The organism is Mycoplasma elephantis ATCC 51980, assembly GCF_000687815.1.
Lineage (GTDB): Bacteria > Bacillota_I > Bacilli_A > Mycoplasmatales > Metamycoplasmataceae > Mycoplasma_H > Mycoplasma_H elephantis.
Genome location: NZ_JHXU01000004.1, coordinates 22,412 through 35,257, shown reverse-complemented (window position 1 = coordinate 35,257; position 12,846 = coordinate 22,412). Strand labels below are relative to the sequence as shown.

The window sequence follows — 12,846 nt, the reverse complement described above, 5'->3', positions numbered from 1 at the left end:
ATACTACAAATTTAACAAAAACTACATTAAATAATATAATTTTATTATAAAGATATCAAAAAAGGGGGTATCAATGAGAATGAAAAGAAAAATATTATTAGGGTTTTTGCTAATAGCGCCATTAACAATAACAGCTATAGCAACTACATATTTATTTTTAAAAAGAGCACAAAATGTAGATGTTAATTTACTTGAATTTAAACCAATAGACAAAAAGGAACAAAAACTACCATCAGACATCAAGGAAGATGATTTATTTTTTTCAAATTTTCCAAATAACGCCACATACACCATTCATAAATTAGAACCTAACAACTTAACTGGTGAATTAAAAGTATTTGGTACAGTTGTATCAGGAAATAAATCATACAAATTTGAAAAAACATTAACAGATTTTAAAAAGGAAGAATCTGAAAACCAAAAATATATTAACAAAATCAAAAATGATGTATCTAGTTATTTAGTTGGTATAAAAACTAAACAATATTCAACTCTTTTACCAAGTGAATTTAATTATAAAGAGTTCGATAAATTCAAAAATGATATGGAATTAAATAAAGGTTTGTCAACATTTAAAGAAATTGAAGATAAATTTCAAATTATAATTACCGGAAAAACTAAAATTGGTGAATCAAAAAATAACGACGAAAAAGGAACTAAAGAGGTAGTTCTAATAATCGCTAAAAATGATGATCCTCTTGCCAAAAGTGAAATTACAGTCACAATTAATGGTTACAATAATAATGCTAAAGATTTAGAAATTGTTAGAAAAGTATTGTCGTTAATAAATGATGACACAATAAGTGGAAATAACCAAAATCTTAAACCATCACTTGTTATATACAATGATGTAAAAAGTATTGATTTAGATTTGCCTAATGTAGACATTAAAAAATTAAAGGAAGAACATAATGTAGAAATATATGTTGTTGATTTGAATGAAACAGGTAAATTTGAAAATGATGATGAAAATGGTACAAAAAAAATCAAAATACATGTGAAAAAAAACAATGCTTTTGAAGATAAGATAATTACATTATCTGGTTTTAAAACTAATTTACAATATATTAAAGAAAATGAATTACAAGCAATTACCAATGCAAAAAAAGAATTACAATCATTTATAACATTAAAAAACAAAAATTATCTTCCATCTAGTGTTAAATATACATTATACAAAGAGTTCGATGATGATATAGATGCAAATTTAAGGGAAATTGAACAAAAATATAATGTAAAACTTGTTTTTGACCCAACAAATTATGAAACAAATGATGATGTAAATGGGCAAAAAACAATTAACCTAAAAATTGTTTGTGGCAGCACCACTGATAGCACTCATACATTTAAAATTAAAGGATATAAAACTGAAAAACAATTTAATAAAGAACAAGTAGACTTGGCTTTCAACAATTTAAGTACTGAAGGTATAACTAAAACAATAGATAAACTTCCAAATGATGTAAATTGAAATAATTATGATGTTAAAACAATAGTTAATGACGTAGATTTATTAACCAATAATGGAACGAGCATAAATTTCCTTAGAGTGATAAATGCGCACAAAGTTAATCTTAATGTTTCATTGTTTGAAGATACTAATGATGGCAAAAAAATTATTAATGTAAAAATTAGTAAGGGCACTGGTGCAACATTAGTAGAATCAGAAATTAAAAAAGTCACTATTTATGGCTTCAAAACAAAAGCAAAACATGATAATGAACAAAGAGCAAACGCAATTAAACAAGGGATTTTAACTGAATATGTAACCAAAAATTCGGATTTAAAATCAACTGATGTAGTTTTTAATGGGGGTATGAAATTACTTATTGATTCAATTAACGATCCAAATAACACATTAAAAATCAATAGTAATGAATCGATAAAATTAATTAAAGAAGAAAATAATGATGGATATAAATTAGTCCAATTTGAAATAAGATGCGGAAATAATAATGATCAAGTTATCGTGAATTCAGATTACGTAAAAATTATTAACTACTTAACAAATAATAAATATGATGAAAAAATGGTTGATAAAGCTATAGAATTAATTTCTAAAAATAAGGAATCTATAACTAAAAATCATTTAAATGAGTACATTGATAATCCTTATAATTCTGATTTAAAGTTACTTGATGAAGACACAACATTTGATTTACAAAATATTGCAAATCAAACAAACACCAATATTTCATTTACGAGCACAAGCAATGAAGATGGTACAAAAATAATTAATGTAACAATTAAATGTAATAACCAATCTAAAAATATAGAATTAAAAGTTATTGGTTTTCAAACAGAACAAGATCATAAAGATTTAGCTGTTTTGGAAGAAACAATAAATTTATTAAAAGAACAAAAAACCTTGAATAATAAAGAAAAAACGTCAGAATTTGTTTCTTATAATTCACTTAATGAAATAGATAAAGATATTGAATTAGATATTCAAAGAGATTTCATTGATACGAAAAAAATAACTCAAATTAATATAATTGATGTAACAAATGGAGATGGATTTAAATTATTCAACATACAATTAATTAAAGGTAATGTAAATAAAAATGCAACACTAAAATTATCGGGTTATAGAACAAAAGAATTAGATGAAAACCACAAAAAAGTTGATCAAGCAATTGGTGAAATAAAATCAGAAAAAATGATTAATGTTAACGATAAATTACCAAGTGATATTGATTATAAAAGTTTAATCAATGGTATCTCGGAAATAGATAAGTGTTTAGCAAATCAAAATCTTGTAGATGGCGCAAATAGCATATCTAAAAAATATGGTGTGACTCTTACTATTAAATCGGAAACAAACAACAATGATAATGGCTCTAAAACTTTTGTAATCGAAGTAACTACAGGAACTGATGAAAATAAAGTTACAAAAGATGTTCAAATAGTTCTTTCAGGATTTAAGACAACTGCAGCATTTAATCAAGATGAACAAAACAAAAAAGACAAAAAGATAGTCGAAGAAATAAAAAACAAATTGGAAGCAATTTCAGCAAATGATAAAATAACAATTAATCATAAAGATAAGTTACCTAATTTAGTTTCATACTTAAACATTACTCAATTAGATAATGATATTAATTTTGATATAAAGAGCTTAATAATTGAGGATACAAACATAATCATAGACACGAATAATATTGTAAGCAATAATGATATAGGTTCTAAAACAATACAACTTAAAATAACAAAAGGAGTTGGAGAAGCGACTGTTCAAATTACTATTACTGGATACTTAACAACCGAAAAAAATAATTCAAACATTGTTGACGAAACCATTAAAATGATTTCAAGCATGAATGAAACAAAAAATAATAAAAATAGTTTACCAAGTAATATTAATTATTCCGACTTAGCTAATTTAGATCTTGATACTAATTTAAACTTAACAACTCTAGCAACAAAACAAGACGTAGTTATTTCTATCCTATCTCAAACACACAATGATAATGATGGCACAAAATCAATTGTTCTCAATATTAAAAAGGACAACATTGAAAAACAACACACAATTACCATAAGTGATTTTAAAACATCTCAAGATGTAGCTGATGAAAATGATGTTAATGAAGTTTTAGGAAATATTAAAGAAACTTACAAGACAATAAACAATAAATCTAAACAATCAAGCGAACTTAATTATTTTAGAAATTTTGAGCTTTTAGCAAATGATATTGATTTATCATTACTTGATTATTTAAAAGCGCCTAAATCAGTAAATATAACTATTTTAGGTGATGAAATAAATAGTGATGGTTATAAAGAAATCAAATTACAAGTAACAAAAAATAATGCTAAATCAATTGAAAAAACAATAAAAATTATTGATTTTACAACAAAAAAACAAATTAATGAAAATTTAGTTAATAACATTATTTCGCAAATTGAAAATGAATATACTACAACTCCAAACAATGAAAATAAATTACCCGAAGATGTTATATTCGATTCAATTAATAACCTACTTAATAATTCTAATTTACTAATTTCTAAATTTGAAGATATTGGTGCAAAATTCGAAATAGAATCACAAAATAATAATGAATTAGGACAAAAAATTATTACATTAAAAATTTCTACTGGCGAAGGTATTGATAAAGTATCTATAAATAAACAAATTTATTTGAATGGTTTTAAGACTAAAGCTAAACATGAAAATGAACAAGCTGTCAAAAAGGTTTTGGATAGCATAAAAGATGGCGAAACTTCACAATATAAAAATGTTTTACCTTCAATTGTTTCCTACGATAATAATTACAAAAATATAGATAAAGATTTAACAAATCAATCATGAGACAACATTATAAATGAACAAAAAGTTTCTATATTAGTTAAAAAAGATACAAATAGCAACAATGACACCGAAGGTACAAAATCAATTACATTTCAAGTATCTCGGGGAACTGGTTTAGACACTGTTATACAAAATAAAACAATATTAATTAGTGGATTTATAAACATCGGTCAAAAAGATGTTAATGATATGGCTGAATCTATTCAATTAAAATTATTAAATAATGGTGAATTTTATCAAAATATGTATCATGTAAATGATCCTAGCGAAATTAAAACAAGCGATATTACTTATTATGATGAAAGAACTAATTCTAAAGTAAGTAATGATTATAAAATAGAAATCATAAAAACTAACCCTAAAGATAATGATAGAATTTTAGAATTAACATATACAATAAGCAAAACTATAAATGGTAAAAAATATACTTCATATGAAATCACTAAATCCATAGGAACAGAAAACCCTAAAAAAGTAATTGATCGTGTATTCGAAAGTACTGAGTTCGGTTATGCAAAAATGGAGATTCCACTTTGAACTCCATTTCTTGCAGAATATGGATTACACTTTCATTTTGATAAATATCCAAATCAAGCGCCACAACCATTAGAATTTACATATATTAAAAATACAATATTACCTGATATGACATTAACATTTAATGATTGAAGTTTTACGCGTGAAAAATATCGCAATAACGCTCCATTAGAGGCAAGAAAATTTGATTCATTTGATAATAAGAAAATTAAATATACTGAAATCTTCAAAAAAGATGGAGATCTTCCTGTGTTTGGAACTAGATCAAATTTAGTTGGAAGAAGTGGTTGCGATGTAACATTAAGATGAAATGACAACAAATCGCTAAACTGACAATTAAATGTTAATTTAACTTATTCATATAGAGGAATATCTGTTACTAAATCACTAATTTCTGGAATAGTTATATTGGATGCAACAAGTCAAAATCAAAATGGAAAATGAAGGGAAACACCTGCATATGGATATTATCCTTTTCTAAATAATGAAACAACAAAACAAAATGGAGAATTCATTAAAGAATAAAAAAACAGCATTTAGCTGTTTTTTTTATTATCTCATTAAATGTCCATTTTTAAGAAGATATCACAAATTATCAGAATTCATTTTTCCCGGGTGATTTCTATCTTTCTTATCATAATAGTAAATATATGCTAATCAATCTTCTTTTGTATAATTTCACTCTCTAATAGTAATTCTTCTACTATGAAATATTTTATACGCAAAATCATAACCAGATAAGAAATATTTCTTTTTAGTATCGTTTGATATACCATTAAATGAAGATAATACTTCATTAAATGCATTTTCTATACCAGTGAAAATAATTGTTGACATTTCATAAGAAGCATTAACAGATCAAAACGCTATATTTGGCACATTCTTTTTAAGGAATCAAGCAAGAACTGTTGCAATTCTATTAACCGCATGAAAATTTTCATCTTCGTATATATCAAAATTTGTTGGTTTTTTATCATTAATCGATTCGTCTATATGAGCTTTAGCAATTGGTTTAATTATTGATGTTATTAATTTTCTCAAATTATCAGGAGCTTTTGTTAATAAATCAAAAACATTATATGTAACCTCGGAACTAGCGCCTTTCATATTTATGAGGTCATTAATTATTTTATAAATTCCCTTTGATTTTTCTTCATTGAATTCTGATCGAATAAATAATAAATTAATAAATTTTGTATATAAACTAGCATCTAATTGAGAATTGTTAATTATCTTGGATAATTCGGGGATTATATTATTTACGATTTTATTAATATCAATCTTGTTATTGTTATCTTTAATTAAGTGAGCAACAACCTTATCAACAACACCCTTAAAATCTTTCGAAATATCATTTGTGTATGAATAATTTTTTAAGTTGTCATAAAAATTATTAATTATATCACCAAAGAAATTAGTATCTTTCATAGCATTGAACATACTTTTGACAACACTAGTCACAACCACTAAATCATCATCAATAAAATTAATTTCCAAACCTTTTAATTTTTCAAATATTAAATTAGGCAATATATTTGTATGTTCAATGACGTCGCTAATTAATTTTTTTATAAATAATTTATTTTGACTTTCATAATCAGGATTCAAAATAAACTCTTTAATAATATCCATTAATTTATTTTTGTCCCCATAAACATTAGGTCTATTAAATAAATCATTAAATATATTAGTGATAAAACATTTAAAACTATCATTAGATGTTGGTTTGTATATATATTCAAAAATAAATTTATTTAGATCTTGATCTGATATTAAATTAGAAATATTTAATATTTTAGGAAAATTAATAGTATTAATTGTATTTTTAGCAACATTTTCATCTGCTCATAAATGATCAAATATTGATTTTATTACTGCTTTTATCGAATCTCTTTCATTTATAAACTTAGTTTCTTTTAATATGCTTGTTATATCTTTTAAATTATTAATATCTATAAATTTAGTAGATTTTATTTTTGTAATTAATTCTTTTTGATAATTGTTTATATCTTGATTTTCTTTTAATGTTAAAACAACCAAATCTATAACTTTATCTAAATATTTGCCTTTTTTATTAAGCTCTGGAATTAATCTAATAATTGACTTGATGCCATTAACCATTTGTTCATTATTATCTAAAAGATTTTTACCAACCAACAAATCCTTCATTCTTATTGCTATTGATGTTAATATTTCTTCATCAGAAATTATTTTGTCAATTGTTTTAACAACAAGTTTTTTAAATTCATCTTCATTTATGTTTTTGAAAATAGTATTAAATAATGAACTTAAATTAGTAATATTTTCCACTTGTGGTATCGACTCCAAAAAACCATTTACAAATATATCTACAAGCAATAAAAAGTCATCTTTATATTTATTTGAAATTGTATCTAATACAAAATCAAAATCAATGAAATTATTAATTTTTTCCCGAATATTAGAATCTATACTTTTTATAATATTTTTAATCTTTTGTTTATTAGATAAAAGACTTGAGAAAATGGTTCTAGTAATTATTTTTATTTCATTTTTATTGTTTTGAAGAATATTTGTTTTACATACTTTTCTAAGTATTTCAATAAACATCTCATCAAATGAGGTTTTATTATATATTAATTTAAATATTTTTAAAGTATTTAATGGAGCGCCATTTAATTTGTTATTTATTAAATCTAAGATTAACTCAGTAACTAATTCATTAACCTTTAATTCGTTAACAATATTATTAGCGCTTATTTTTACTTCATTAAGTATCTTTTCAATCGATTTTTTATATTCATCATCATTACTTATTTTTAATAATTCAACTTTTAGAACATTTATAAGGGTATTTTTAAACGTTTGATTGTTCATTAATAAATTAACTACAGAATTAATAATAGATTTTAATTCATCTTTTTTTAATATTAAAATATCATTAATACCTTCTTTGTATGTTTTATTTTTAAAACAATCAAGTGAATTAAAAATGAAATCTATGATTTGAGAAAATTGATTTGATACCAAGATATCTCTGCTTAATTTTACAAAATCATCTTGTAAAATATAAGACTCTAATTTATTTGTTTTATTTAATTTAATATAAATTTTTTCTAATAGTTGTATGCTTGAAAAATTTGCGCATACTTCTTTAATAAATGTCTTTAATAAATTGGAATTGTTTGTTAACAAATGGGAATTTAAGATAGTTTGAATTGTAGTATCGAAATTATTTTTATTAAATTTTTCACCAATAACTAAAAAAACAATTTTTAAAATATCATTTAAATTAGAATTTTCATTGATTTTATTTATTTTTATTTCATTATAAATTTCGGTAATAATTGAATTTACCAAATTTAAATCATTATTTAATAAAAGTTCTATTGAATCTTTTATTAATAGAACATAATCTTCGTTTGATTTTATTATGTTTTGTTTTTTTAGGAAGTCGATAGTTAATTTAGATATTTCGTTTTTTACTTTATCTTTCTTTACAATCTCAACTACATCCTTAATTAATTCATTAATATTTGTATCAAAAAAATCTTCATTATTTTTTATAATATTAATCAATAATTTAACAATTTTATTTTGATCTAAATTGATATTTCCTTTTAATTTTTCAATTTCTTTGCCAAACTTGGTAAAATCAAAACCATATTCAACTATATAATCATATGTGTAATCCATAAAAATATCAATAATTTTTAGTTCATTATTTACAGATCTAATAATATTACCCAACTTAGGAATCCATTTGTTCAAAATTTCATATGGTATAAAGTCTTGAAATTCATCAAACGATCTTAAAACTAAATTACTAATTATAATCATTGATCTTTCATCATTTAATAATGAAAAAATGATATTCTTAAAATCTGATAGAATGTTAGTTTTATTTAGAGAAATAAGTTTCTTAAATAACTCATTAAAATCATTTGAATCATTAAATATTTGATCAATACTTTTTACTGATTTTTTTAGTATGTTTGTTATTAAATTTTTGAATGAGTTATCAAAAATAATTTTTTCTATCAAGTAATAAAAATCGTTTTTATCGATTAAATTGGTTATTGATGTTGACAATTCTATTTTTTTTACTAATGAAATAAGGTTACTCTTAGATAACAAATTAAATGAATTATCAATAACTATTTGAAGAATTTCATTGAGTTTTTGTTTATTTTCGGTTTTTGTAATATATGTTCCGTTAAACATAACTTTTAAAAATTCAAATCATGTATTTTTATTCCCGAATGATTTTTCAATAACTTCTTTTAATATATTTAAATTAAATTCCTGAACACCGGGTATATTATTTTTATCTAAATCAAGAGTATCCGAATAATCTTGAAATTCAGAAAATAATTTAGGGATAATTTTAGAGTCTAAAAATTGTTTGGAAATTGAATTTAAATTTTCATTATTATTATCAAATAAATATGATTTTATTTTGCCATCAGGATCTATATTTTTAACTATATTTGAATCCAAAATCCCTTTTATAATATCTTGAACATTTCTTGCAAAATAATTGTAACCATCACTTGAGTAAAAGAAGTAAAATTCAACATATTCAGCTATTTTTTTAGAATTGTTTTTATTACTTATTAAATCTTTATATGAATTTTCTAATTCACTAAATTCAATTAAGTCTTTTTCTAAATTTGAATTAAAAACTTTTTCTAATAAATTTTTATCATCTAAACCAAAATCTATTAATTTAGGTATTTTTCTTAAATTTTCAAAATATTTTGGACTTGCAAAAAACTTTATTTCATCTTTTATTTCTTTTAAATTATTAAAATTTGTTGCCAAAGATATAAAAAGGTCTTGAGCCATTTTTTTATAACCTTTGTTACCTGGATGTATATCTAAAATTACTGGAGAAATTATATTTCTATGTAATTCTCAATAATCATTATCATATAAATTAATTATTTTTACTTGATCCAAATTATTAGAATCAATAACAATATTAGAAATACGAGCATTTATAGTATCTAAAAGAACTTTGCTTAATTCAATAGGGGCTTCATTTGAGCCATCTGGTTTTGCTATTTTGATAATAGAATCAATAGCATTTTTAATCCTTAACATTGGCATTGGATATTTTAAAAATATTATTTGTGCATTTTGATTATAGTGTAAAATTGCCTTGCTTAATGAATATAAATTTCTTTTTACAATAGTATCAACAGTATCAAATACTTCGGAAACTGAATTAATAAAATATTTTAATAATTCGTCTTTATCTTTAATATTTTTTAATATAAAAGGTAGATCAATTTTTTTCGAGAATTCAGAAATAAAACATTTTATAAAATCATTAGCTCCAACACTCAACGTTATCAAGTTAGAAATTTTTATTTTTGATATTATTTCATTACTTAAATTATCTAAATCTTTACCAAAAAGAGGATATAAATCTTCTTTTGTAAGTTTGTTAGCTTTTATATTTTCATTAATATAATCAGAATTATCATTAAGAGATAATAATGAATATCATTCTTGGGCAGTTGAGCCAGAAATAGCATAATTAGAAAAATCTGAAATCAAACTAGGGTCTGCTTCTAAAATATAATTAACAAAATGCGAGGGATAGCCATTACCAGTTACCTTTTTAGTGTTGAAATCATATGAACCTTTTATTATTTTATCAAGCTCACCAGTATATCCTTCAGTTATTGAATCACCTAAAGCAAGATATTTAATTGGATTAGAACTATTAAATTTAATATCTACTTTATTATTTGATATTGTTTTATCAATAAAAATTGGTGTTTTATCTATTTTTGTATCATCTATTTCTATGGGGTTTTTTTGTTCATTGCTTGTATTGACATATTCATTACCACCTTTTGGTAAAGGTTTTGCAGAGTTAGAAATAAAAAATATCCCCGTTGATACACCACCAACAACGGTAATAGAACTTAAACTTAATAATATTTTTTTTCTTATATTCATATGCCTCCTAATTACTTATTTATTGTAAATAAACATGACTTTAGAAGTCTCATAGTTAATTGTATATATTTTTTAAAAATATTTTATTATAGTTATTTTTTAATTTTTTTATATATACTTATATTTAGTTATATAACTTAATATATTATTTAAAATAATTGACTCAAGGAGAGTTTATGCAACCAACTAAAATTATGGCTTTAGGTGGTGTTCAAGAAATAGGAAAAGCAACACTATTATTAGAACAAGATAATCAGATTATTTTAGTAGATGCCGGAATTAAATTTGCTGATATGTTTAGTACTGGCGTTAAGGGAATTATTCCTGATTATTCATATTTAAACCAAGAAGGCAAAATACAATTAGGAATTATTATTACCCACGGACATGAGGATCATATTGGTGGTGTTGTTTATGCGCTAAAAACTACCAAAATAGATACCGTTATAGCTCCAGAAATAGCAATTGCTTACTTAAAGTTAAAGATTAAAGAACATGACATTAGAAGAAAAATTACCTTTATTAAGTTAGAAAAAACAACAAACTTACAAATCGGACCTTTCACAATAGATACATGAACAGCTCAACACTCAATCCCGGATGCGTTTGGAGTTAGAATTAAAACAATAAATGGTAGTGTTATGTGTACTGGCGACTTTAGATTTGACTATCGTCCAATTGGGAATTTAACCGATTTTACCAAATTAAAACAAATGGGAGATGAAGGACTAACAGTTCTTTTATCAGATTCTACAAATGCTATGAGACCATTTCACTCACCAAGCGAATCTGACATACTTTTTGATATTGAAAAGTATATGCGTCAAGCAAAAAAGAAAATTATAATTACTGCTTTTGCAAGCAACCTAACAAGAATAAAAGCAATTATAGATTTAGCTGTAAAACTTAAAAAGAAAATATGCGTATTTGGCAGAAGTATGGTTAACGGTATTGAAATAGGACGAAAACTTAAACATATTGATTCGCCAGATAGTATTTTTGTAAATAAAAAAAATATAAATAAATATGATGATAATGAGTTAATTATAATTACAACTGGTTCCCAAGGAGAAGAATTAGCTGCTCTTGCCAGAATGAGCAATAATAAACATCCATATGTTCAAATTAAAAATGGTGATTTAATAATATTTTCGAGTTCTCCTATCCCTGGAAATAGAATGAAAATCGAAATATTAGTTAATAAACTATATAAATTGGGTGCAATAATTAAGGAAAATGGAGTTGATGGTTATTTACATACCTCCGGACATGCTTATCGTGAAGAACATGATAAAATTTTTCAATTAACAAGACCAAAATATTTCTTACCATACCATGGTGAATATAGAATGTCGGTTGTCCATGGTCAATCAGCTATAGAAAATGGTGTTAAAAAAGAAAATGTTATGATACCCAAACTAGGTGTTCCATTTTACATGGAAAATGAAGTAGTAACAGAATCAAATGAACATATAAATGTTGGCCCCATCTATATAGATGGAAATAGCGCTTTAGAATCCGATTCAAAAGTTTTAGCCGAAAGAGATCAGTTGGCCACAAATGGGTTTGTAAATATTATTTTAACAATTGATAAAAAGAATAATAATATTGTTGGAAAACCTCGCTTAATTTCAAGAGGAACATTCTATGCAAAAAACAATATTGATATTGTTGAAGAAACAAAAAGAATTGCGCATGGAGCTGTTTTATACACTATTAAAACTAAAGAAAATTTAAATGTTATTGATCTTAAAAATTTAATCTCTAATCGACTTGAAGCATATTTCTATAAACAAAAAAGACGTCATCCTATTATAGTTCCAGTTATATTATTCATAAATGATGATAATAATATTACTCAAGATCTTAAAATAAATTTAGACGAAAATTCTGAACAAAAACAAAAAAATAAACCATCGATTTCAAGAGCAACAAAGAATATTTTAAATGAATTAAAAGAAGAAATGAATGATGACTTAGAAGATGTGATTGATGATGATGAAATTTTAGATGAGGATGATGATAGATAAAAAAGAAAATCC

The 12,846-nt window shown here is 23.7% G+C and carries 3 protein-coding genes; 2 read left to right on the top strand and 1 reads right to left on the bottom strand.

From position 1 onward, the window contains the following. Positions 1–79 precede the first annotated feature (79 nt). A complete protein-coding gene (locus T380_RS0101365; RefSeq protein WP_169734558.1) occupies positions 80–5,377 on the top strand; it encodes a lipoprotein 17-related variable surface protein in 5,298 nt (1,765 codons plus the stop codon). Positions 5,378–5,404: 27 nt separating this feature from the next. Here T380_RS0101365 and T380_RS0101360 read toward each other — a convergent pair whose 3' ends face one another. Next, entirely contained in the window at positions 5,405–10,804 is a 5,400-nt protein-coding gene (locus tag T380_RS0101360) for an SGNH/GDSL hydrolase family protein (RefSeq protein WP_027334151.1), read from the bottom strand. Between the two features lie 176 nt (positions 10,805–10,980). On the opposite strand from T380_RS0101360, the gene T380_RS0101355 reads away from it, so the two are divergent. Then, positions 10,981–12,834, top strand: a complete 1,854-nt coding sequence (locus T380_RS0101355) for a ribonuclease J (protein ID WP_027334150.1) — start codon at positions 10,981–10,983, stop codon at positions 12,832–12,834. Positions 12,835–12,846: the final 12 nt, after the last annotated feature.